The sequence below is a fragment of the Novosphingobium anseongense genome (assembly GCF_037482895.1).
Classification (GTDB): Bacteria; Pseudomonadota; Alphaproteobacteria; order Sphingomonadales; family Sphingomonadaceae; genus Novosphingobium; species Novosphingobium anseongense.
Window position 1 is genome coordinate 75,213 of sequence record NZ_JBBHJZ010000004.1, and the last position, 20,466, is coordinate 95,678.

At 68.0% G+C, this 20,466-nt stretch carries 22 protein-coding genes; 15 read left to right on the plus strand and 7 right to left on the minus strand.

Translation table 11 applies throughout. The features are described from left to right. Positions 1 to 138: 138 nt before the first annotated feature. Genes WG901_RS18175 through WG901_RS18185 form a run of 3 tightly spaced genes read left to right on the plus strand, consistent with a single transcriptional unit; the run spans position 139 to position 2,178 of the window. Positions 139 to 708, plus strand: coding sequence for an acyl-homoserine-lactone synthase (locus WG901_RS18175; protein WP_339588527.1), 570 nt, complete (start codon positions 139 to 141; stop codon positions 706 to 708). 20 nt (positions 709 to 728) lie between these two features. After that, on the plus strand, positions 729 to 1,607 hold the full coding sequence (locus WG901_RS18180; protein WP_339588528.1) for a phytanoyl-CoA dioxygenase family protein: 879 nt from the start codon (positions 729 to 731) through the stop codon (positions 1,605 to 1,607). 10 nt (positions 1,608 to 1,617) lie between these two features. Then, the gene (locus WG901_RS18185) at positions 1,618 to 2,178 is read left to right on the plus strand and encodes a hypothetical protein (RefSeq protein WP_339588529.1); all 561 of its coding nucleotides are present in this window, start codon (positions 1,618 to 1,620) and stop codon (positions 2,176 to 2,178) included. 52 nt (positions 2,179 to 2,230) lie between these two features. Here WG901_RS18185 and WG901_RS18190 read toward each other — a convergent pair whose 3' ends face one another. Beyond that, positions 2,231 to 2,857 (minus strand): TetR/AcrR family transcriptional regulator, encoded by a 627-nt coding sequence (locus tag WG901_RS18190; RefSeq protein WP_417603551.1) that lies wholly within the window; start codon positions 2,855 to 2,857, stop codon positions 2,231 to 2,233. 111 nt (positions 2,858 to 2,968) lie between these two features. Here WG901_RS18190 and WG901_RS18195 point away from each other — a divergent pair, with 111 nt between their 5' ends. The 5 genes from WG901_RS18195 to WG901_RS18215 all read left to right on the plus strand — a co-directional run bounded on the left by WG901_RS18195 (position 2,969) and on the right by WG901_RS18215 (position 10,450). Then, complete coding sequence (locus tag WG901_RS18195; protein WP_339588531.1) at positions 2,969 to 4,237, plus strand: efflux RND transporter periplasmic adaptor subunit; 1,269 nt, start codon at positions 2,969 to 2,971, stop codon at positions 4,235 to 4,237. A gap of 83 nt (positions 4,238 to 4,320) precedes the next feature. Continuing rightward, on the plus strand, positions 4,321 to 7,506 hold the full coding sequence (locus WG901_RS18200) for an efflux RND transporter permease subunit (RefSeq protein ID WP_339588532.1): 3,186 nt from the start codon (positions 4,321 to 4,323) through the stop codon (positions 7,504 to 7,506). Positions 7,507 to 7,511: 5 nt separating this feature from the next. Further along, positions 7,512 to 8,921, plus strand: a complete 1,410-nt coding sequence (locus tag WG901_RS18205; protein ID WP_339588533.1) for an efflux transporter outer membrane subunit — start codon at positions 7,512 to 7,514, stop codon at positions 8,919 to 8,921. A gap of 242 nt (positions 8,922 to 9,163) precedes the next feature. Further along, the gene (locus WG901_RS18210; RefSeq protein WP_339588534.1) at positions 9,164 to 9,379 is read left to right on the plus strand and encodes a hypothetical protein; all 216 of its coding nucleotides are present in this window, start codon (positions 9,164 to 9,166) and stop codon (positions 9,377 to 9,379) included. Between the two features lie 123 nt (positions 9,380 to 9,502). Further along, positions 9,503 to 10,450: a VOC family protein gene (locus tag WG901_RS18215; protein ID WP_339588535.1), complete on the plus strand. Its 948-nt coding sequence runs from the start codon at positions 9,503 to 9,505 to the stop codon at positions 10,448 to 10,450. 75 nt (positions 10,451 to 10,525) lie between these two features. On the opposite strand, the gene WG901_RS18220 is transcribed toward WG901_RS18215, so the two are convergent. Both WG901_RS18220 and WG901_RS18225 read right to left on the minus strand, forming a co-directional pair. After that, on the minus strand, positions 10,526 to 11,368 hold the full coding sequence (locus WG901_RS18220; protein WP_339588536.1) for a TorF family putative porin: 843 nt from the start codon (positions 11,366 to 11,368) through the stop codon (positions 10,526 to 10,528). Positions 11,369 to 11,602: 234 nt separating this feature from the next. Beyond that, positions 11,603 to 12,193 (minus strand): TlpA family protein disulfide reductase, encoded by a 591-nt coding sequence (locus WG901_RS18225; protein WP_339588537.1) that lies wholly within the window; start codon positions 12,191 to 12,193, stop codon positions 11,603 to 11,605. A 16-nt stretch (positions 12,194 to 12,209) separates the two neighbouring features. Here WG901_RS18225 and argH point away from each other — a divergent pair, with 16 nt between their 5' ends. Genes argH through WG901_RS18245 form a run of 4 tightly spaced genes read left to right on the plus strand, consistent with a single transcriptional unit; the run spans position 12,210 to position 15,885 of the window. After that, positions 12,210 to 13,583 (plus strand): argininosuccinate lyase, encoded by a 1,374-nt coding sequence (argH, locus tag WG901_RS18230; protein ID WP_339588846.1) that lies wholly within the window; start codon positions 12,210 to 12,212, stop codon positions 13,581 to 13,583. A gap of 4 nt (positions 13,584 to 13,587) precedes the next feature. Continuing rightward, positions 13,588 to 13,827 (plus strand): hypothetical protein, encoded by a 240-nt coding sequence (locus WG901_RS18235; RefSeq protein ID WP_339588538.1) that lies wholly within the window; start codon positions 13,588 to 13,590, stop codon positions 13,825 to 13,827. 37 nt (positions 13,828 to 13,864) lie between these two features. Then, positions 13,865 to 15,127, plus strand: coding sequence for a diaminopimelate decarboxylase (gene lysA, locus WG901_RS18240; RefSeq protein WP_339588539.1), 1,263 nt, complete (start codon positions 13,865 to 13,867; stop codon positions 15,125 to 15,127). After that, positions 15,124 to 15,885, plus strand: coding sequence for a precorrin-2 dehydrogenase/sirohydrochlorin ferrochelatase family protein (locus WG901_RS18245; RefSeq protein WP_339588540.1), 762 nt, complete (start codon positions 15,124 to 15,126; stop codon positions 15,883 to 15,885). Before lysA ends, WG901_RS18245 begins: the two co-directional genes overlap by 4 nt. Here WG901_RS18245 and WG901_RS18250 read toward each other — a convergent pair. Further along, positions 15,882 to 16,277, minus strand: coding sequence for a PaaI family thioesterase (locus tag WG901_RS18250; RefSeq protein WP_339588541.1), 396 nt, complete (start codon positions 16,275 to 16,277; stop codon positions 15,882 to 15,884). The two genes, WG901_RS18245 and WG901_RS18250, sit on opposite strands and share 4 nt — an antisense overlap. Beyond that, the gene (locus tag WG901_RS18255) at positions 16,274 to 16,741 is read right to left on the minus strand and encodes a PaaI family thioesterase (protein ID WP_339588542.1); all 468 of its coding nucleotides are present in this window, start codon (positions 16,739 to 16,741) and stop codon (positions 16,274 to 16,276) included. The genes WG901_RS18250 and WG901_RS18255 overlap by 4 nt, the downstream gene beginning before the upstream one ends. Positions 16,742 to 16,857: 116 nt before the next feature. On the opposite strand from WG901_RS18255, the gene WG901_RS18260 reads away from it, so the two are divergent. From WG901_RS18260 to WG901_RS18270, 3 genes are read left to right on the plus strand one after another with little or no spacing between them, the layout of a single operon-like run. Further along, positions 16,858 to 17,022 carry a hypothetical protein gene (locus tag WG901_RS18260; protein ID WP_339588543.1) on the plus strand — a complete coding sequence of 55 codons (165 nt, stop codon included), beginning with the start codon at positions 16,858 to 16,860 and terminating at the stop codon, positions 17,020 to 17,022. 10 nt (positions 17,023 to 17,032) lie between these two features. After that, positions 17,033 to 18,010 (plus strand): hypothetical protein, encoded by a 978-nt coding sequence (locus tag WG901_RS18265; RefSeq protein WP_339588544.1) that lies wholly within the window; start codon positions 17,033 to 17,035, stop codon positions 18,008 to 18,010. After that, positions 17,998 to 18,888 carry a transposase gene (locus tag WG901_RS18270; RefSeq protein ID WP_339588545.1) on the plus strand — a complete coding sequence of 297 codons (891 nt, stop codon included), beginning with the start codon at positions 17,998 to 18,000 and terminating at the stop codon, positions 18,886 to 18,888. The genes WG901_RS18265 and WG901_RS18270 overlap by 13 nt, the downstream gene beginning before the upstream one ends. Here the strand turns inward: WG901_RS18270 and ruvX are convergent. Continuing rightward, positions 18,885 to 19,352 (minus strand): Holliday junction resolvase RuvX, encoded by a 468-nt coding sequence (ruvX, locus tag WG901_RS18275; RefSeq protein WP_339588546.1) that lies wholly within the window; start codon positions 19,350 to 19,352, stop codon positions 18,885 to 18,887. The two genes, WG901_RS18270 and ruvX, sit on opposite strands and share 4 nt — an antisense overlap. Then, positions 19,349 to 20,464, minus strand: coding sequence for a DUF3089 domain-containing protein (locus WG901_RS18280; protein WP_339588547.1), 1,116 nt, complete (start codon positions 20,462 to 20,464; stop codon positions 19,349 to 19,351). The genes ruvX and WG901_RS18280 overlap by 4 nt, the downstream gene beginning before the upstream one ends. Positions 20,465 to 20,466: the final 2 nt, after the last annotated feature.

Sequence of the window (20,466 nt, forward strand, 5' to 3'; positions counted from 1 at the left end):
TCAATACCTTAGATCTAAGACATGTTCGCCGGGCGCGTTTGAGCGATCTTGATCCCACGCAAATCGTGGGAAATCGCTTAAATGATCCAACATCTTACGAGATCGGATCGGGCCGGGAACCGGCGCCTGTTCCGAACGATGCACGAAGACCGCAAGAAGGTCTTCGTCGATACGCTGAACTGGACCGTACCGCATGACGGCCGCCAGGAAGCCGATCAGTACGACACCGACCATGCCGACTACCTGATCCTGCGCGACGTCGCCTCGGGCGACCATCTCGGCTCGGTCCGGCTGCTGCCGACCACGGGCTCGCACATGCTGGCCGACGTGTTTCCCTTCCTCTGTGAAGGCGCGATCCCGCGCGGGCCGAGCGTGCGCGAGATCACGCGGCTCGTGGTGTCGCCTTCCGTGCCCGTGCGCGACCGGCTGATGGTCCGCAACATGCTGGGGCGGGCGATGATCGAGTTCGGTCTGCAGACCGGCATCACAAAATATACCGCGGTCTGCGAGTTCGGCTTCCTGACCCAGCTGCTGAGCTCGGGCTGGCACATCAAGCCGCTCGGCATGCCGCAACTCGTCGCCGGCTCGCTGATCGGCGCGCTGCAGATCCGGCTCGATCGCCACTCGCTCGCACTGACCAACGAGGCCTGGCGCCATGACGCGCCGGTCCTGCGCATGATCGAACACACGCCGGCGCTCGTCGCCTGACCTCTGCATCGGAGACCCTCATGTCCCATGACCTCGACAACGTCCCGGCGCTCGTCGCGCAGCTTCGCCGCGACGGCTACCTGATCCTCAACGAAATCGCCTGCCCGGCCACGATCGACGCGATCGGCGAGGAGCTGACGCCGCACTTCGATGCCGTGCCCTATTGCCAGGGACCGTTCTACGGCGCCGAGACCAAGCGGCTCGGCCGCGTACTCGCCCGCTCGCGCTCGGCGCACGGGCTGGTGCTGCACGATCTGGTCTACGACATCGTCAATTCGGTGCTGCAGCCCAACTGCCACTCGCTCCAGCTCAACCTGACCCAGGCGATCGAGATATTCCCCGGCGCGCCCGCGCAAGGGCCGCATCGCGATCACGACATGTGGTGGACCCCCAAGGGCGAGACCGAATACATGATCAACGTCATGTGGGCGCTCGACGATTTCACCGAGCGCAACGGAGCCACGCGCGTCTGGCCCGGGTCGAACCACAAGGACCAGAGCGAGCCGTTGCTGCCCGACGAGGACGCCATCTCGGCGGTCATGCCCAAGGGCTCGGCTTGCATCTTCCTCGGCTCGACGATGCATTCAGGCGGCGAGAACCACGCGTTGCGATCGCGCCGTGGCCTGATCGTCAGCTATTGTCTGGGCTGGCTCAAGCCCTGGGAGAACCAGTGGCTGGCCTATCCGCCCGAAGTGGCGCGGACCTTCGCGCCCGAGGTGGCGGCGCTGGTCGGCTATCGCCAGCACCTGCCGAGCCTCAACAATTTCGAAGGGCAATGTCCCTCGCTGCTGCTCGGCAACGACAGCATCGAACCTTTCGTCGACGCCCTGCTGCCCGAACAGGCGGCACTGGCGGAACAGTATCGTGAAATGCGGCTCGGCCAGTTCGCCGAAGCCTGAGGATCGGAAAATGCAGAATGGCGCGGAGCTCGACCCCATGAAGAACCCCGATTTCGTAACGATCACGCTGCCGGCGTCCTGCCCCAACGCGATCCACGATCGCGGCGCCTGCACCTGTAGGGCGGATGCCCCCCGCACCGTGCCGACCGACCGGTCGAGCACGGATCCGCTCCAGCCCAATCTCGCGAAGCTCGCGAAGGTTCTCTACGCCTCGCGTGCCAAGCGGCGGAAGTTCCTGACTGCGGAACTGCTGTCGGAGCCGGCCTGGGACATCCTGCTCGATCTCTACATCAACCACGCCGAAGGCCGCAGCCTGCGCACGACGAGCGTCTGCCTGGCCTCGAACTCGCCGCCGACCACCGCGCTGCGCTGGATCGGCGTGCTCGAGCAGAAGCGCCTGATCGCGCGCGAAGGCAGCGCTCAGGATCAGCGCGCCAAGGACGTGCGCCTGACACCGCGCGGGGTGGAGGCCGTCGAACAGTGCCTGATGCAATATTGGATCGGGCTGGTCGAATTCATGACCGAGGTGCTGCCCGCCCGCGCGATCCCGCTGCCGCTCGATCAGTCGTAGGGCGAAGGGCGGCGGGCCGCTCGGTCTGCCGCCGCCATCCGCGGCCTCGAACCTATCGGATGCCGGCCTTGCGCCTGAGATTGGCCTCGATCACGGCGTTGCAGGTCATGAGCATCGAATGGGCCGGCCCCTGCGACCCGAACACGTGATAGGTCGCGATCGCGCCCTCGATAACCAGGATCAGTCCATCCGACAGGCCTTCGGGATCGGCGACGTCCAGGTCGCGCGCAAGACCGAGGAAGGTCGCGCGCATCTCTGCCTTGCATTCCTCGAGCACTTCGCGGCCCGGATGGCCGGGCTCGGGCAGTTCGACCGCGACATTGCTCATCAGACAGCCACGGAAATCGGGGTGGGCAAGCTTGTCGGCATAGTGCCGCACAAGCGCGTCGAGCCGGATGCGGGGATCGTCCCCCGCCTTGGCCAGCACCTCGGCTATCGCCTCGCGTCCCTCGCGCCCGCTTTCACGCAGGCAGGCCGCGACGAGATCGTCCTTCGACTTGAAGGCGCGGTACAAGCTTGGCTTGGTTACGCCCGCCTCGCAGACGATTTCGTCCACGCCGACGGCGCGCACACCGCGCCGATAGAAAAGATCGCGAGCCGTATCGAAAATCTTTGAAGCCGCGGTTTTCCGCGCATTCTCGGTTTCAAGCTCGCCGCATGCGTCAGCATTTTTCGCCATTTCGCAGTCAGCCCATCCTCATCGTCTTGACTTAATGTAACAGAACGGTACGTATCAGGCAAGAGACGTACCGGTCAGTAACAACTGGCCCCCAGATAAATGGCGGTTTCCATGTACCTTTCCGACATTAAGGCCGATTCGAGCAGCGAGTCGACGGAGAACACGCCCTGGTATCGGCAGCGCAAGGCAGCTTACTACCTCCTTCCCCTGGTAGGCGTGATCTTGCTCTATGCCGTGACGCGGTGGTGGAGCGGTAGCAGCGAGGCCGCTCCGCCGCCGCCAGCCGTGGTGACGGTAGCCACGCCGCTGTCGCGCACGGTGACCGATTGGGACGACTATGTCGGCCGCTTCGAGGCAAGCCAAGCGGTCGAGGTGCGTCCGCGCGTCTCCGGTCAGCTCGTTGGCATCCATTTCAAGGACGGCGACGTGGTCCAGAAGGGCCAGTTGCTGTTCACGATCGACGCGCGGCCCTTCGCCGCCGCGCTCGCCGAAGTCCGCGCCCAGGCCGCCGCCGCCTCGACCGCGCTGACGCTCGCGCGCAGCGAACTGGCCCGCGCGAGCCGGCTGATCGCCGATCAGGCGGTCAGCGCCGAGGAGATCGACACCCTGCGCGCGCGCGTGCAGTCGGCCCAGGCCTCGCTCGCCGCGGCGCAGGCGCAAGTGCGCAGCCGCGCGCTCAACGTCGAGTTCACTCAGATCCGCGCGCCCGTCACGGGCCGCGTCTCCGATCGCCGCGCCGACATCGGCAATCTGGTGGCCGGCGATTCCGCGGCGAGTGCGACCGTGCTGACGACGATCAACGCGCTCGATCCAATCTACTTCGCCTTCGACGGTTCCGAAGCGCTCTATCTCAAGCAGCGTCGTGCACAGCAGCAGGGTGGAGCGCAGGCGCAGGACGTCGAGATCAAGTTGCAGGACGAATCGGGCTACACCTGGAAGGGTCGCGTCGACTTCACCGACAATGCGATCGAGAACGGTTCGGGCACGATCCGCGGCCGCGCGGTGATCGCCAATCCCGAATACTTCCTCGTCCCGGGCATGTTCGGCAACATGCGCATGAACGGCGGCGCACCACACCAGGCGCTGCTCGTGCCCGATGGCGCGGTGGTGACCGACCAGGCGCGCAAGGTGGTCTACGTCGTCGGCAAGGACGGCACGGTGGTGGTGCGCCCGGTCCAGGTCGGCGCGCTCGCCGACGGGCTGCGCGTGATCCGCTCGGGTCTCCAGCCGACCGAACGCGTGGTCATCTCGGGCACCCAGTTCGCCCAGCCTGGCGCCAAGGTGAAGCCGGTCGCCGGCCAGATCGCCCCGACCAAGGCCGTGGCCGCGCCGCCCAGCGCGCCCGCCGCCTCGCAGGCGACGGTCCTGCCGGTCAACTGATCTTGCCATAGCGGGCCGGTTCCGGCCCGAAGTGCGCCCGCAATCCGTGGCGCAAGCGGTAAACGTACAAGGGATACAGCGCCATGCGCCTGAGCCACGTCTTCATCCAGCGCCCCATCTTTGCCGGGGTGATCGCGGTGATCATCACCATCGTCGGCGCGCTCGCCTTCTTCGGCCTGCCGATCGCGCAGTACCCTGACGTGGTTCCGCCGACGGTGACGGTCAGCGCCACCTATCCGGGCGCCTCGTCCGAGACGATCGCCAATACGGTTTCCGCGCCGCTCGAGCAGGAGATCAACGGCGTCGACAACATGCTCTACCTGTCGAGCCAGTCGACCGGCGACGGCCGACTGACGATCACCGCGACCTTCAAGCAGGGCACGAACCTCGACGAGGCGCAGGTGCTCGTCCAGAACCGCGTCGCGCTGGCCGAGCCGCGGCTGCCAGAGGAGGTGCGCCGCCAGGGCGTCGTCACGCGCAAGTCGACGCCCGACTTCCTGCTGGTGGCCAACCTGACCTCGCCCGACAATTCGCTCGATACGGCCTATATGTCGAACTACGCGCTGACCCAGCTCAAGGACCGCATCGCGCGGCTCGACGGCGTGGGCGACGTACAGATCTTCGGCGCGCGCAACTATGCGATGCGCGTGTGGATCGATCCGGGCCGCGCCGCCGCGCGCGACATGACCGCGGGCGAGATCGTCGCCGCGCTGCGCAACCAGAACGTCCAGGTCGCGGCCGGCTCGATCGGCAAGCCGCCCGAGGCGACGGGCGCGGCCTACGAGCTCAACCTCGAGACCCAGGGCCGCTTCACCACGCCCGAGCAGTTCTCGCAGATCGTCATCAAGACCGACACCCAGGGCCGCCTGACGCGGCTGTCCGACGTCGCCCGCGTCGAGCTGGGCGCCGAGGACTACGGCATCAACTTCTACTTCTCGGGCCAGCCTTCGGTCGGCATCGGCGTGTTCCAGCGTCCGGGCACCAACGCCCTGGCGGCGGCGGAGGCGATCAAGGCCGAACTGGCCGACGCGTCGACGAGCTTCCCGCCGGGCCTCAAGCACGACGTCTTCTACAACCCCACCGAATTCATCAGCGAGTCGATCAGCGCGGTCGAGCACACGCTGTTCGAGGCCGTGGTGCTGGTGGTCATCGTCATCCTGGTGTTCCTCCAGTCGTGGCGCGCGGCGGTGATCCCGGTGATCGCCATTCCCGTCTCGCTGATCGGCACCTTCGCCGTGCTCGCAGGGGTCGGCTATTCGCTCAACAACCTCTCGCTGTTCGGGCTCGTGCTCGCGATCGGCATCGTCGTCGACGATGCGATCGTCGTGGTCGAGAACGTCGAGCGCAATCTCGAGCACGGCCTGTCCCCGCGCGAAGCCGCGCACCGTTCGATGGACGAGGTCTCGACCGCGCTCGTCGCGATCGTGCTCGTGCTCTGCGCGGTGTTCATCCCGACGATGTTCCTCACCGGCCTGACCGGCGAGTTCTATCGCCAGTTCGCGGTGACGATCTCGAGCGCGACGATCATCTCGTTGATCCTCTCGCTGACGCTGTCGCCCGCGCTCGCCGCGTTGCTGCTGCGTCCCAAGGAAGAGCATGAGCCCGAGGGCCGCTGGGCGCGCATGGCCTATTGGGGCGGCAAGCGCTTCAATGCCGGCTTCGATCGCCTGTCGGACTGGTACGCGCGGACCACGCGCCGCCTGCTCTCGCTGCGCAAGACCGTGCTGCTTGTCTATGGCGCGCTGCTGGTGCTGACGGGGCTGGTGTTCTCGGCGACGCCGGTGGGCTTCGTGCCGCAACAGGATCAGGGCTATGTCCTGGCCGCGACCTTCATGCCCGCAGGCACATCGCTGTCGCAGACCGACAAGGTCCTGCGCGAGACCTCGGCCAAGATGATGAAGATCCCCGGGGTCAAGGGTGCGGTCATGCTCGCGGGCTTCCACGGCCCCACGGGTACGATGGCGCCCAACGCCGCCGCGGCCTTCCTGGTGTTCGACAAGTTCTCCGAACGCGACAAGCACGGCCAGACCGAGGCTTTCATCATGGGCGAGGCGCACAAGATCGCCGCCAGCGTCGATGCCGGCCGCGTCTTCGTGATCCCGCCGCCGCTGATCCGCGGCATCGGCACCGGCGGCGGCTTCAAGCTCGAAGTCCAGGACCGTGGGGGACTCGGCTACGACGAGCTCAACAAGATCGTCTGGGGCGTGATCGGCGAGGCCAACAAGGATCCGAACCTCGCCGGCGTGCACACCAAGTTCGAGGCCTCGGCGCCGCGCATCTTCGCCGACGTCGACCGCGCCAAGGCCGACATGATCGGCGTGTCGCCGTCGCGCGTGTTCGAGACGCTGTCGGTCTATCTCGGCTCGGCCTACGTCAACGACTTCAACCTGCTCGGCCGCACCTATCGCGTGATCGCCCAGGCCGACCTGCCGTTCCGCGACGACGTCGGCGACATCGCCCAGCTCAAGACGCGGTCGAACTCGGGCCAGATGGTGCCGATCGGCGCGGTCGCGACCCTGCAGGACAAGACGGGGCCCTACCGCGCCACGCGCTACAACCTCTACCCGGCGATCGACATCGAGGGCGATACCGCACCCGGCCACTCCTCTGGCCAGGCGCTGGCGGCGATGGAGCGGCTGACCAAGGCCCTGCCGGCGGGCGTCACCACCGAATGGACTGAGGTCGCCTTCCAGCAGAAGGCGGCGGGCAATGCCGCGATCCTGGTCTTCGCGGCGGCGACCTTGTTCGTCTTCCTCGTGCTTGCCGCCCAGTTCGAGAGCCTGATGCTTCCGCTCGCGATCATCCTGATCGTGCCGATGACGCTGCTCGCGGCCATGGTCGGCGTGAACCTGCGGGGTATGGACAACAACATCCTCACGCAGATCGGCCTCGTCGTGCTGATCGGCCTGGCCGCCAAGAACGCGATCCTGATCGTCGAATTCGCCAAGCAGGCGGAGGAGCAGGACGGGCTGAACCCGGTCGAGGCGGTGATCCGCGCGGCGCAGGATCGTCTGCGGCCGATCCTGATGACCTCCTTCGCCTTCATCCTCGGCGTCGTGCCGCTGGTGATCGCGGGCGGGCCGGGCGCCGAGCTGCGCCAGGCGCTGGGCACCGCGGTATTCTCGGGCATGCTCGGCGTGACCTTCTTCGGCCTCGTCTTCACGCCGACATTTTACGTCGCGACGCGCTCGCTGTCGGAGGCGATGAAGCGCCGCCGCGAGGCCCGTCGCGACGGCGATCGTACCATCCATCTCGAGCCTGCGGAGTAAGCCTGATGCAGCGCTTTCGTACCCTGTTTGCAGTGACCGTCGGCAGTCTGGCGCTCGCCGCCTGCGCCGCCGGCCCGAACTATCATCGGCCGGTGGCATCGACCGCCGCCGAGCAGCCGTTCATCGGCGGCACCTCGGCCGCCTTTACCCCCGATGCGCCGCAGGGTGACTGGTGGCGGCTCTACGAGGACCCGATCCTCGACGGGCTCGTCGCCGATGCGTTGAAGGCCAACACCGACCTGCGCGTCGCGCTCGCCAATATCGAGAGGGCGCGGGCACTTGTGCGCGAAAGTCGCTCCGACCTGCTGCCGCAGACCTCGATTTCCACCGGCGCGAACTATCGCCGTCTGCCCGTCCAGCAGACCGCGCCCGGTATCCAGCGCGAGGACTGGAACATCGATGCCGGGCTGTCGGTGTCCTACGAGGTCGATCTCGCCGGCCGCGTGCGTCGTGGGATCGAGGCCGCGCGCGGCGATGCCGAGGCGGCGCATGCCGCAGCCGACGTCGTCCGCGTCGCCGTGGTCGCCGAGACGACGCGCGCCTACGCCGATGCCTCTTCGGCGGCCGAGCGGATCACCGTCGCCGAGCGCACGGTGGAACTGCTCGAGAAGACCGCCACGCTCACCACCAAGCGTTTCGAGGCCGGCCGCACCAGCCGCCTCGACGTTTCGCGCGTCGGCGCGCTGCTCAATCAGCAGCGCGCGACGATTCCCCCGCTTCGCGCCCAGCGCGATGCAGCTCTCTTCCGGTTGGCATTCCTGACCGGAAGGGCCCCGGCCGAACTTCCCCCCTCGGTCGGGATGCGCGCGGCCACGCTCCGCCTCGAACGCCCCATTCCGGTGGGAGACGGCCGCGCGCTATTGGCTCGTAGACCCGACGTGCGCGAGGCCGAGCGCAAGCTCGCGGCCGAAACCGCGCGCGTCGGGGTCGCCACGGCCGAGCTCTATCCGCGCATCACGCTCGGCGCTTCGGTGGGATCGACGGGCAATTCGCTCGGCGACATGTTCGGTGCCGGCCCGCTGCGCTGGCTGGCGGGGCCGCTGCTGTCCTGGGCCTTCCCCAACATGGAAGGCGGCCGCGCACGAATCGCGCAGGCCGAAGCCTCGACCAAGGCGGCGCTGGCCACCTTCGACGGCACCGTCCTGCGCGCGCTGCAGGAAACCGAGACGGCGCTGTCGGCCTATTCGCACAGCATCGAGCGCCAGGTTGCGCTCAAGCAGGCTTCCGACCAGGCGCAGATCGCTGCGAACATCAGCCGCGCGCAATTGCGCGAGGGGCGCGTGGACTTCCTCGTCGTGCTCGACGCCGAACGCACTCTGGCGACGGCGGATGCCGACCTGGCCAATGCCGATGCCCAGGTGGCCGAGACGCAGATCGCGCTGTTCCGCGCTCTCGGCGGCGGCTGGCAGAGCTAAGGCGCCGCCGAGCGCGGGCGAGTACCTAATACGTGGGTATAATAGCCTGTGCGGGTGCCTTGCTCCAAACAGGTGGAGATCAGCGAGATCGGACGTTGCCCCCCAACGTCCGCCTAGGGGACGCGGGCCATCCCCCCTTCCGCCCGCCTGCGTCCCCGCTTCGCCGATGCTTGCGACCAAGGTCTAAGCTCTGTCGCGTATCGTCAAGCGACGGCTGGTGGGGCGTCTGGTATCGGGGCGCCGTGCCCAAAAAAGAATCGATCCGCGCCTGGAACGTCGACCTTTTGAACGGGCTGGCGAGTTGTGGTGGCGTCGTGATCCGCTTCAGTCGCTGCGCGGGCAACGGCACGCAGGTCGCTTTCGTCAGGGGCGCCAACGATTGTCTCGAGATGCAGTGCGAACTTGCCGGAGAGGCGCTCGCGGCGATCCAGCAAGAACATCGGCGAACGGGAACCTGACGCAAGCCTTCCCGTCGGCGCCGAAAGCTCGTCCCATCGCCCGCCCGATCGACAGCGGAAACTCTCGGCAAGGCCGGCCGCCTATGCCATCTCCCCAAGCATAGACAGGGGAGGATTCGCGAGATGGTGGCCATTCCACTCGCCCACGTCAGTTGGGCGATCGCCGACAATTCCGATCGCAAGGCCTGCGATCGGTTCTTCATCGACACCTTCGGCGCCGAGATCGCCTACGAGATGCTGATCACGCCCGAAGCCGAGGCGATGGGGCTCGACCGCGAGGAGAGCCTGATGATGATCGGCGATACGATGATCATACCGATCGCCCCGGCCGGGGCCGGTGCGAAAGAGGGGGCACCGATCGGCGACATGCTTCGTCGCAGCGCTGCGACGATGCGCTGGCTGGGCCTCGCCCTCAAGACCGCGGACCTACCTTCGGCCGACGCCTGGCTCTCGGCCAAGGGGTTCAAGCTGCACTATGATCCGGGCATGGAAGCGCACTATTTCCTGATCGCGCGCTGGCAGGTGCTCGGCGTGCGGATCGAGATCATCAAGCAGGACCTGCCCGACGATCCGCGCCGCGACCCGTCCTGGACGCCCGCGAAATGGCGCGACGATCATCCACTCGGCATCGAAGGGCTGCAGTCGATCGGTGTTTCGGCGCCGTCGCTCGAGGTCGCGCGCGAGCTGTTCGCGGATCGCCTCGAATGGCCCGAACTCGGCACGCGGGCCTTGCCGGGCGACCAGGCCGAATGCGCTGCGTTCGACATGGGTGATACCGTGATCGAGGCGATGGTCGGACAGGCGGAAGACACGCCGGTGGCGAGCCATTCGCGCGACGTCCAGGGGGTCTATTGCCTGACCTTCAAGGTGAAGTCGGCCCAAGCTGCGGCAAACTATCTGCGGGGCAGGGGGCTGACCCTGGTAGGTGACGTCGCCGACCGCTTCGCCGTGGTGCCCGAACAGGCGCAGGGGCGCTTGATCTACTTCACCGGCAACGACCAGCCCGGCTATCCGTCGCTCGGCTCCCGGATGCGCGAGCCAGCGCATTTTCCGGCGATCGGGGTGGTCTGACGCGGCTTATTTGACCTCAAACGAAAAGGGGCGCCGGCCAAGCCAGCGCCCCTTCCGTGACGATCTCTCGTGCGATCAGAACGCTGCGGTTACCGAAACCAGTACGGTGCTGCCGGCGATCGACGAACCGTCCTTGGTCGACGAGAAGTTCGGCTGCAGATAGGCCGATTCCGCCGTGCTGATGTCGGTGTCGATCCACGAGACGCCCAAGGTCAGCGGACCCCAGGCGGCTTCGCCGCCCAGCGACCAGTCGAGGTACTTGCCCGTCGGCGCGACCGAGGTGCCGTTCGGGCCGAGGCCGGGGTTGCCGTCCGAGTAGCCGATGTGGGCCTTCAGCTTGAACGGGGTTTCGGGGATCGCATAAGCGGCGTCGCCCCAGATGTAGAGGTTGTCGTCCTTGGCGCCCGGCGTGGTGGGAATGCCCGTGCCGTAGGCGGCGCCCGAAGCGTACCAGCGGCCGAGCGCTTCCTGCTTCGGCGCATAGGCGACGCCGGCGAGCAGCGAAACCGGGCCCTGGGTGGTGCTGAGCTTGACGTAGGGCTCGGCGAAGTCGGTCTTGTCGGCGCCGCCCGGATACATGTACCAGGTCAGGCCGACGTCGAGCGTCGCGCCGCCGAGGTCCATCGCGTAGCCGCCGAAGATGTCGAGTTCGGTGTTCGAGCCGCCGAAGGTGCCCCAGCCGGAAAGGTTCGAAGCCCAGGTGCCTGCATAGAGGCCGCTTTCGTGGGTCAGCGTGACGCCGCCCTGGATGGCCATGGCCTTGTCGGTCTGCGAGACGCCACGGAAGCGATAGTCGCTGGCGAGCGTGACGCTACCGGTGACCTTGATGGCGCTCTCGGCTTCGGCGTCCTGGGCAAACGCGGGATTGGCGACGACCAGAGTGGCCGTGGCGAGAGCGGCTGCGATAATCTTTTTCATTGGAACATTCCCTCACGTTGAAGAATGCTCCTCCTGCGTTCCGTCACCTTCGCTCGTTTCGCGCCGCAGGGGCACAGTGGCGACGTATGTCGGAACAGGCACAGAGATAGGACCGGTGACCGCGGCGAAGCAAGTTCGCAGTTGCAGCAAAACTAAATTAGGTGAGTAGTGTGGCGGACGCGCCACATGACCCGAACAGGGGAGCGACGAGCTTAGTCGCTTATTTTTGCGAGATTATTTGGCCTCCGCGAGCATCCGGGCGGCTTCCGCGCTCGTCCAGTCGTGACCGCCCACATAGCGCCAGACCTCCTTGCCCTGCGCGTCGTAGAACACCGTCGTGGGGAGGGTGGTCACCTCGTAATGGACGGCCAGATCGTTCTTCGGATCGAGCCAGGGTTCGAGGTGAGTCGCGCCCTTGCCGGCGAGGAACGAGGCGACCTTGTTCGCAGTCGTCGGCATGTCCTGGGAGACCGTCAGCACCTTGAGTTCCGCGCCGCGCGTCTCGGCCAGCTTGTCGAGCATCGGCAGTTCGACGACGCAGGGCGCGCACCAGGTCGCCCAGAGGTTCACGAGCAGCGGCTTGCCGTTGAACGAGGCGAGCTTCACCTGCTTGCCCGCCTGATCGGTGAGCGTGAACTCGGGCATGGCGCTACCCTTGTGGCTGCGATCGATCGCGCCCGAGAGCGCTTCGCCGCCGGCAGCCTGGCTGGTATCGGCGCTGGCGGAAGGCTGCGGTTGCGCCTTTTCGCTGCTCTCCCTATTGCAGCCCGCGATTGCGACGGCGAGACCGAGGACGGCGATTTTGAGCGAACGGGAAGATAGCAAGGCAGGCTCCAACACCATGTGGGGCGGACGGTTCGCCGAAGGACCGTCGGCGATCATGCGCGAGATAAATGCCTCGATCCCCTTCGACAAGGCGCTGTGGCGCCAGGACATCGCCGCGTCAAAGGCGCATGTCGCGATGCTGGGCCAGCAGGGCATCGTCACGGCCGAGGATGCCAAGACGATCGCGGGCGGGCTCGACCAGGTCGCGGCCGAATACGAAGCCAACGGGGTGCCCGAGAACTGGGACCTCGAAGACATCCACATGACCACCGAGAGCCGGCTGGCCGAGCTGATCGGCGCCACCGCCGGCCGCCTCCACACGGCGCGCAGCCGCAACGACCAGGTGGCGACCGATTTCCGCCTCTGGGTGCGCGATGCGATGGACCAGGCCGAGGCCGGCCTGGTCGAACTGCAGACGGCGCTGGTGACGCGTGCGGGTGAACATTCTGGGTCCATCATGCCCGGCTTCACCCACCTGCAGACCGCGCAGCCGGTGACCTTGGGCCATCACCTGATGGCCTATTACGAGATGACCGCGCGCGACCGTTCGCGCTTCGCCGATGCGCGCGCGCGGATGAACCGCTGCCCGCTCGGTGCGGCGGCGCTGGCGGGGACGGGCTTCCCGATCGATCGCAATGCGACGGCATCGGCGCTCGGCTTCGACGGCCCGACGAACAACAGTCTCGATTCGGTCTCGGACCGCGACTTCGCGCTCGATTATCTCATGGCCGCGGCGCAGTGCTCGCTGCACCTCTCGCGGCTCGCCGAGGAGTTCATCATCTGGGCGAGCCAGCCCTTCGGCTTCGTCGCGCTGCCCGACAGCCTGTCGACCGGCTCCTCGATCATGCCGCAGAAGAAGAACCCCGACGCGGCCGAGCTCGTGCGCGGTCATTCGGGGCGGATCGTCGGCTGCCTGACCGCGCTGATGATCACGATGAAGGGGCTGCCGCTCGCCTATTCGAAGGACATGCAGGACGACAAGCCGCCGGTGTTCGAGGCCGCGAGCCTGCTCGCGCTGTCGATCGCGGCGATGACCGGCATGGTCGCCGAGACGAAGTTCCGCACCGAGCGCATGCGCAGCGCGGCCGAGCTCGGCTATGCCACGGCGACCGACCTGGCCGACTGGCTCGTGCGCCAGGCGAACATCCCGTTTCGCGAGGCGCATCACATCACTGGCGCCGCGGTGAAGTTGGCCGAGAGCCGCGGCGTGGCGCTGGACCAGCTGCCGCTGGCGGACCTCCAGGCGATCGATTCGCGCGTCACCGAGGCGGTCTATGCGGCGCTGTCGGTCGAGGCTTCGGTCGCCGCCCGCGCCAGCCATGGCGGAACCGCGCCGGACGAGGTAAGGAAGCGCGTTGCCGAGGCGCGCATCGCCCTCGGCCTGGAGTGATCGCATGCGTGTCGTAGCAGCTCTTGCCATCGTGCTGGCCCTGTCGGCCTGCGGTGTGCGCCGCGACCTCAAGCCGGCCGCGGGCAAGGCGCTGCCGCCCGCGCCCTATGGCCGCGAGGAACCGCGTTCGGCCAATGGGCTGCTCAAACCGCACGTCCAGGCCGCCCCCGCGCGCACGGTCGAGCTGCGCCAGCGCTCCGAAGAGCGCGCCGACGATCCCTTCGACCTGCCGCCTTCCGAATGATTTGGGCCCGCAGGGCCAGAACCGAGATTTCAAGACAATGGACCATTTCGCATTCACCGATGGCGTGCTCCACGCCGAGCAGGTGCCGCTGCCCGCGATCGCCGAGGCGGTCGGCACCCCCGTCTACGTCTATTCGCGCGCTACGCTGACACGTCATGCGCGCGTGTTCCGCGATGCGCTGACCTCGGCGCTCGACAAGCCGCACATCGCCTTCGCGGTGAAGTCGAACCCCAATCTCGCGGTGCTCAAGCTGCTGGCCAAGGAAGGCTACGGCGCCGACGTCGTCTCGGGCGGCGAGATGGAGCGCGCGCTCGCGGCGGGGATCCCGGCCGAAGGGATCGTCTTCTCGGGCGTGGGCAAGACCACGGCCGAACTCGTGCGCGGGCTCGAGGCCGGCATCGGCCAGTTCAACCTCGAGTCCGAGGAAGAGGGCATCGAGCTCGCAGCCCTGGCGACGGCGCGCGGGCTGACCGCGCCGGCGGTGCTGCGCGTCAATCCCGACGTCGATGCCGGCACCCACGGCAAGATCTCGACCGGCAAGGCCGAGAACAAGTTCGGCGTGCCCTATGACCGCGCGGCGGCGATGTTCGGCCGGCTCGCGGTGCTGCCGGGGCTCAATCTGCGCGGCCTTGCCGTGCACATCGGCAGCCAGCTGTCGAAGCTCGATCCGATGGAAGCCGCCTTCGCGCGGCTCGGCGACCTGATGCACACGATCCGCGCCGCCGGGCACGAGGTCTCGCACATGGATCTCGGCGGCGGTGTCGGCGTGCCCTACAAGGCCGACGACGTCTTCCCGAGCCCCGAGGACTACGCGACCATGGTCGCGCGCGTCACGGGCAATTGGGGCGTGACCCTGATGTTCGAGCCGGGCCGCATCATTTCGGGCAATTCGGGCGTGCTGCTGACCCAGGTCGTCCGGGTCAAGCCGGGCGTGACCTCGCCCTTCGTCATCGTCGACGCGGCGATGAACGACCTGGCGCGGCCCGCGCTCTACGACGCCTGGCACGATTTCCTCGCCGTGACGCCGAGCGGCGAGCGCACGACCGCGCACATCGTCGGCCCGATCTGCGAGAGCTCGGACACCTTCGCCATGGGCCGCGACATCGACACGGTGCAGGCCGGCGATCTCGCCGTGTTTCGCACCGCCGGCGCCTATGGTGCGACGATGGCCAACACCTACAACAGCCGCGCGCTGGTGCCCGAGGTCATGGTCGACGGCGACAAGTGGGCCGTGGTGGCACAGCGCATCGACCCCGCCGCGATCCTCGCCGCCGAGCGCGTGCCGGACTGGCTCGAGTGATAAATTCGCTCCCCTTGTTCCATCGCGTGGCCGGCCAGCCGGTGATCGTGCTGGGCGAGGGGGAGGCGGCGCTGGCCAAGCGCCGGCTGGTCGAGCGCGCCGGCGGCGTGATCGTCGGCGCCGACGACACGGCCGCGCGGCTGGCCTTCGTCGCGAGCGAGAAACCCGATGCGGTGGCGGCCGAACTGCGCGCGCGCGGCGTGCTGGTCAATGTCGTCGACCGGCCCGAACTCTGCGACTTCACCACGCCCTCGATCCTCGACCGCTCTCCGGTGCTGATCGCGATCGGCACGGGCGGCGTTTCGGCAGGCTTCGCCAAGGCGCTGCGGCTGCGGATTGAGGCTTTCCTTCCGCAAGCGCTTGGCCGCCTGGCCGAGAGGCTCGGCACGGCGCGCGGGGCGATGCGCGCGCGCTGGCCCGATGCCGGCGACCGCCGCCGCGCGCTCGACGATGCCCTGGCCGAGGGCGGCGCGGTCGATCTCCTGGCTGCGGAGGCTGCCGATCGCATCGATGCCTGGCTCGAAGGCGCGGACGCGCCTGCCGGCGCTGTCGTCGAAATCCACCTGCGCAGCGACGATCCCGAGGACCTCACCCTGCGCGAGGCGCGACTGCTCGGTTCGGCCGACCTGCTGGTCTACGAGCGCACGGTACCGGCGGTGATCGTCGATCGTGCGCGGGCCGATGCTGCGCGACTGGTATTGGAGCCGGGCGCGATGCCCCCGTCGGCCGAGGGCCTGGCGGTCGTGCTGCGCCGCTAGGTCTTCGCCGCCGCAATCATCACGTGCATCTCGGCCCGCGCCAGCGGTTTGGCGCGGTCGTCCTGCCAGGCTTCGGCGCTGACGTTGACCAGCCGGCGCCCTTCGCGGATCACGCGGCCGATCGCATAGGTGCGCTTCTGGACGCCGCCGCGCATGAACTGGACCGAGACATTGACCGGCTTGAGTCGCCGCATTTCGATATCGAGCGTGCTGCGCACCGCGGTCACCGCCGCCATCTCGAGCAGGCCGCTGAGCGCGCCGCCGTGCCAGAAGCCCGGGCGCCCGGCGACACGCGGGCCGTAGTCGCAGCCGATCACGGGCAGGTCGCCATCCATGTGGTCGATCGTGCAGCCGAGGCCCAGCGCATAGGGCGGGAGGATGATCGTGGTCATGCCGGCACCTCTCCGCCGACCAGGATGAAGCTGCCGACGACATGCGCGACGGGATCGTCGATGCTTTCGTCATAGGCGGTGCCGCGGACGAAGGCGAAGTTGCGCGTGATCTTGTAGCACTCGCCGCGGCCGATCACGGTCGCGCCGGGGCGGGCGGGGCGCATGTAGTCGACGCGCAGGTCGACGGTGACCTGCGGCAGGAAATAGCCGCGCTTCTTCCACACGGCGATGCCCGTCGCATTGTCCATCAGGCTGATGATCGGGCCCGAGGCGAGCACGCCGCTCTCGGGATCGGCCACGATGTCGGCATGCCAGGGCAGGGCGATCTCGACCCAGTCGGGACCCTCGGCGTGGCGCTTCATGTCGAGCCAGGCGCTGTGGCCCATGGTCTTCATAGCATCGGCGATCGTGGCGAAATCGAACGGCGCGCCGGGTTCGAAGTTCGAGGATGCGCTGGCGGTCATGGCCCTGCTGTGGTGGCGGGGCAGGGCGATTACAATCATTTAATTTAGGCCTGCGGGCCCGGTTCGACAGACTGACAACGCGGGGCGATGGGGCTCCGCGAGCACAGGGGTCTGCCATGAACCTTCCCAAGATCGACATTTCCTCGCTGCCCGATCTCGACCAGCTCACCGGCCTGTTCGGCAGCCTGGTCGACGCTGCGCGGGTGCAGTCGTCGGACGATACGATCGTCATCCTGATGACCTTCCTCTATGAACTGAACCCCACCCGCGGGCTGTTCTGAGGCACTTGGGGTGATCGTTCATCCCGATCTGCGCGCGCTGCGGAGCGATGATGCTCCGCAGCGTGACGCGCAGGAGCGGCTTTACCGCGCGGTCGGCACCTGGCGCAAAACGCCGGCAGCGGCGGCGGTGATCGCCGATCTCGCGCCTTATGCCGAAGGGCGCCCGCTCGACGATTGTGCCGCGCTGGCAGCGCTGTTCGACGAGGGCGCCGACCTGGCGCTGCCGCTGATGCAGGCCTTCGCCACGGCTGCCGCGGAAGGGCTTGCCGAAGCGCCGCTCGGCTACCTTCCGTTGCGCCATTTCAGCGACGGGGTGATCTCGACCCTGCTGATCGGCCATGCCGGTGCGGTAACGCTGTCGCTGGTGGCGGTCGACGGCGCGGGGCTGGCCGCCCGGCCGAGCCCGGTCGCGGTCGATTTCCGCCCGAGCGAAGTGGCCGAGCGCGTGCTCGCGGGCTCTGCAGAGGCCGGGCTGATCGCCTGCCGTCCGCTCGGGGATCGCCAGGCGCAGCTGAGCCGCGCGGCGATCGCGCTGGCGCCTGGCCGGTCGATCCGCCGCGACGGCGCGAACACGGCCATGCTGCTCAATGCGGTTTCGGGCTGCCTCGTCACCCTGCGGCTCCAGCGTCGCCGCGCCGACGACGGCCCGACGCGCGAATATGCGCTTGCCGACGGACGCCTGCTCCACCAGGCCGCGAGCGACCCGCGTGACAGCCGGCTCGAGCTGACCATGGCGCTGCTCGGCCGTATGGGCCGCGCCGACGCCGCTCCGCACTTCGCCGGGCTGGCACGGGGCGAGGGCAGCACGGCGCTGCGTTGGCAGGCGCTGCGCGAATGCCTGGCGCTCGACACGGCCACGGGCTTCGCGGCGCTCACCGCGATGGCGACCTCGCCCGGCGATCCGCTCGCCGCCATGGCCGGGACGCTGCGCGCGCAGCTGATCGAAACCTACCCCCAGCTCGGAGCGCTCGAACCATGCCCCGCGTGATCGAATCGGCGGACGACAGCACCGCCAGCCTACCCGAATGCATCGACGCGCTAATGGCGCGCGGCTTCGAGCCCAATGACGAGCACAGCCTCCAGCACGCCGCGGGGCTGCTGCGGCGCCTCGGCAACGATCGGACTTTCCTCGGCGACCTGCTCGTCGCCGAACTGGCGCAAGGGCGCGGGCAGGACGAGGGCATGGCCTCCTATGGTCCGCAGGTCGTCATGCTCTCGCCCGCCGGCGCGGCGCCCGATTTCTTCCTGCGCGCCAACATCTGGCCCTCGGCCGACGAGCACACGATGCGCGCGAGCGGCGGCGAGACCTTCGTCTACGGCGTGCCGCACGATCACAATTTCGACTTCCTGACGCTCGGCTATTTCGGTCCCGGCTATTGGAGCGACTACTACGAATACGACTATGCGGACGTGGACGGCTGGCGCGGCGAGGCGGTCGACCTGCGCTTCGTCGAGCGCACGCGGCTCGCCGAGGGCAAGATCATGCACTACCGTGCGCATCGCGATATCCACGCGCAGCTTGCCGCCGATGCGCTCTCGGTCTCGATCAACGTCGTCCACACGGGCGCGGCACAAGGCTGGTTCGATCAGTACCGTTTCGATCTCGACGGCAAGCGCGTGACCGGCGTGCTCAACAACGGCGCGAGCGAGGCCTTCGTGCGGATCGCCGTCGGGCTCGGCAGCGAGGAGGCCAAGGACCTGGCGCTGCGCTTCGGCCGGACGCACCCGAGCGATCGCATGCGCCTCGCCGCCTGGAGCGCGCTGGCCTCGGTCGAAACCGACCGCGACGCGGTCTGGCGGATGGCGGAAAACTGCGGCAGTCGGATGATCGCGGCAGAAGCACGACGCGAACGGGCGCTGGCCTAGATCATCCCGCCCGCAAGCGCGTCGATAGCGCCCTGGAGAATCACCGCCGCGGCCGCCGAATCGATTCGCGTCGCACGCTTGGCGCGGCTCATGTCCTGCTCGATCAGTCCGCGCTCGGCGCCCACGGTCGACCAGCGTTCGTCCCACAGCAGGATCGGCAGTTCGAGCACGCCGAGATTGCGCGCATAGGCACGGCTCGACTGGCTGCGCGGACCTTCCGAGCCATCCATGTTGAGCGGCAGGCCGATGACGATCCCCTTGATCGAGCGCTCGCGGATCAGGTCCCCGAGCAGCGCCTTGTCCGCGCCGAACTTGCCGCGCTTGAGCGTCTTGCCCGGCGAAGCGAAGCGCCAGCCGGCGTCGGCGAAGGCCGTGCCGATCGTCTGGGTGCCGAGGTCGAGCCCGATCAGCGCGCCGCCGCCGGGCAGCGCCCCACGGAATTCGGGGGTCATCGTCGTGATCATCGGACTTCCGTCTTCGCGGCGACGCGGCGCGCGACATCGGCGCGCAGGTTCGCCCAGAACAGCGGGATGTCGTAGACGTGGTAGTTGTTGCCGGGGCCGACATAGGGGCCGAGATCGGGCGGCGAGCCGATGTAGAGCAGGCCGTCGCCGCCGCAGCGCGCGGGCACCATCCCGGGAACCAGTTTGCCGGCCTTCTTCGCCAGATCGGGAATGAGTGTGCCGAGATTGGCCTTGGCATCGGCAACACCGCCGACGGTGCCTGTCAGCGGATTGCTGCAGAGGAAGGCGCTGTCTCCCACCGGTTTGCCGTCGAGCCCCGGATGCTGGCGATAGGATTCCAGCAGGAGCTTCGTGTCGGCCGGTTCGGCAAAGCTGAGCCAGGAAATCACGCAGCCGGTCTCGTCGGGCTTGGCGCAGGCGGGCAGGCCCATCGCCGGCAGGTCATGCTCGAGCGAGATCGGCCAGCCGATCGCATAGACGGCGGCGATTCGCGCCGCGAGCGGTGTGCCAGCGACGCGGTCGCGCAGCAGTCGCTTGAGATGCAGCGCGCCCTGGCTGTGCCCGGCGAGCACGATCGGCTCGTTCTTGTCGATGCCCGCGACGAAGGTGTCGAAAGCGAGCAGCACGTCGGCATAGGCGGCGTCGAGCGCCTGGCCGGCCTGCGGATCGTCGGTCAGGAAGGCGCCGAAGGCGGCCTGGCGATAGCGCGGTGCCCAGAGGTCGGCGCTGGCGTTGAACGGACTCGCCATGCCGCGCACGAACGTGTCGGCAAGGTCGCGCGCATCAGCGTCGTCGAACGGTGCGTTCCAGTGGGTCTTTTCGAGGTAGGAGGTCGGGTGGATGAAGAACACCGCGGCGGGCAGCGGTTGCGCATCGGGCTTCTGCTCCGGCGGCAGCCAGCGCGATGGATCCTGCGCGCCCAGGCCCGGGCGGGCGATCCACATCTTGGGATCGTCGTAGACGTTCGCCGCCAGCGCGGCCTGCGGGGTGAACTTGGCGGTCGGCACGAAGGCGAGCTTGGTCAGGCTGTCGGACCACAGCACGAGCGCCACCGCGCCGCCGATCAGCAGGACCACGAGGGCCGCCATGATATAGAGAAACTTGCGTGCCATCG

What these genes read in the sequence shown, in the direction of transcription:
- WG901_RS18260 (WP_339588543.1), top strand. Translation starts at nt 16,858, where the DNA reads ATGAACCTTCCCAAGATCGACATTTCCTCGCTGCCCGATCTCGACCAG.
- WG901_RS18175 (WP_339588527.1), top strand. Translation starts at nt 139, where the DNA reads ATGCACGAAGACCGCAAGAAGGTCTTCGTCGATACGCTGAACTGGACC.
- WG901_RS18270 (WP_339588545.1), top strand. Translation starts at nt 17,998, where the DNA reads ATGCCCCGCGTGATCGAATCGGCGGACGACAGCACCGCCAGCCTACCC.
- WG901_RS18205 (WP_339588533.1), top strand. Translation starts at nt 7,512, where the DNA reads ATGCAGCGCTTTCGTACCCTGTTTGCAGTGACCGTCGGCAGTCTGGCG.
- WG901_RS18235 (WP_339588538.1), top strand. Translation starts at nt 13,588, where the DNA reads ATGCGTGTCGTAGCAGCTCTTGCCATCGTGCTGGCCCTGTCGGCCTGC.
- WG901_RS18220 (WP_339588536.1), bottom strand. Translation starts at nt 11,368, where the DNA reads ATGAAAAAGATTATCGCAGCCGCTCTCGCCACGGCCACTCTGGTCGTC.
- lysA (WP_339588539.1), top strand. Translation starts at nt 13,865, where the DNA reads ATGGACCATTTCGCATTCACCGATGGCGTGCTCCACGCCGAGCAGGTG.
- WG901_RS18190 (WP_417603551.1), bottom strand. Translation starts at nt 2,857, where the DNA reads ATGGCGAAAAATGCTGACGCATGCGGCGAGCTTGAAACCGAGAATGCG.
- WG901_RS18200 (WP_339588532.1), top strand. Translation starts at nt 4,321, where the DNA reads ATGCGCCTGAGCCACGTCTTCATCCAGCGCCCCATCTTTGCCGGGGTG.
- WG901_RS18215 (WP_339588535.1), top strand. Translation starts at nt 9,503, where the DNA reads ATGGTGGCCATTCCACTCGCCCACGTCAGTTGGGCGATCGCCGACAAT.
- WG901_RS18280 (WP_339588547.1), bottom strand. Translation starts at nt 20,464, where the DNA reads ATGGCACGCAAGTTTCTCTATATCATGGCGGCCCTCGTGGTCCTGCTG.
- argH (WP_339588846.1), top strand. Translation starts at nt 12,210, where the DNA reads ATGTGGGGCGGACGGTTCGCCGAAGGACCGTCGGCGATCATGCGCGAG.
- WG901_RS18250 (WP_339588541.1), bottom strand. Translation starts at nt 16,277, where the DNA reads ATGACCACGATCATCCTCCCGCCCTATGCGCTGGGCCTCGGCTGCACG.
- WG901_RS18185 (WP_339588529.1), top strand. Translation starts at nt 1,618, where the DNA reads ATGCAGAATGGCGCGGAGCTCGACCCCATGAAGAACCCCGATTTCGTA.
- ruvX (WP_339588546.1), bottom strand. Translation starts at nt 19,352, where the DNA reads ATGATCACGACGATGACCCCCGAATTCCGTGGGGCGCTGCCCGGCGGC.
- WG901_RS18180 (WP_339588528.1), top strand. Translation starts at nt 729, where the DNA reads ATGTCCCATGACCTCGACAACGTCCCGGCGCTCGTCGCGCAGCTTCGC.
- WG901_RS18255 (WP_339588542.1), bottom strand. Translation starts at nt 16,741, where the DNA reads ATGACCGCCAGCGCATCCTCGAACTTCGAACCCGGCGCGCCGTTCGAT.
- WG901_RS18195 (WP_339588531.1), top strand. Translation starts at nt 2,969, where the DNA reads ATGTACCTTTCCGACATTAAGGCCGATTCGAGCAGCGAGTCGACGGAG.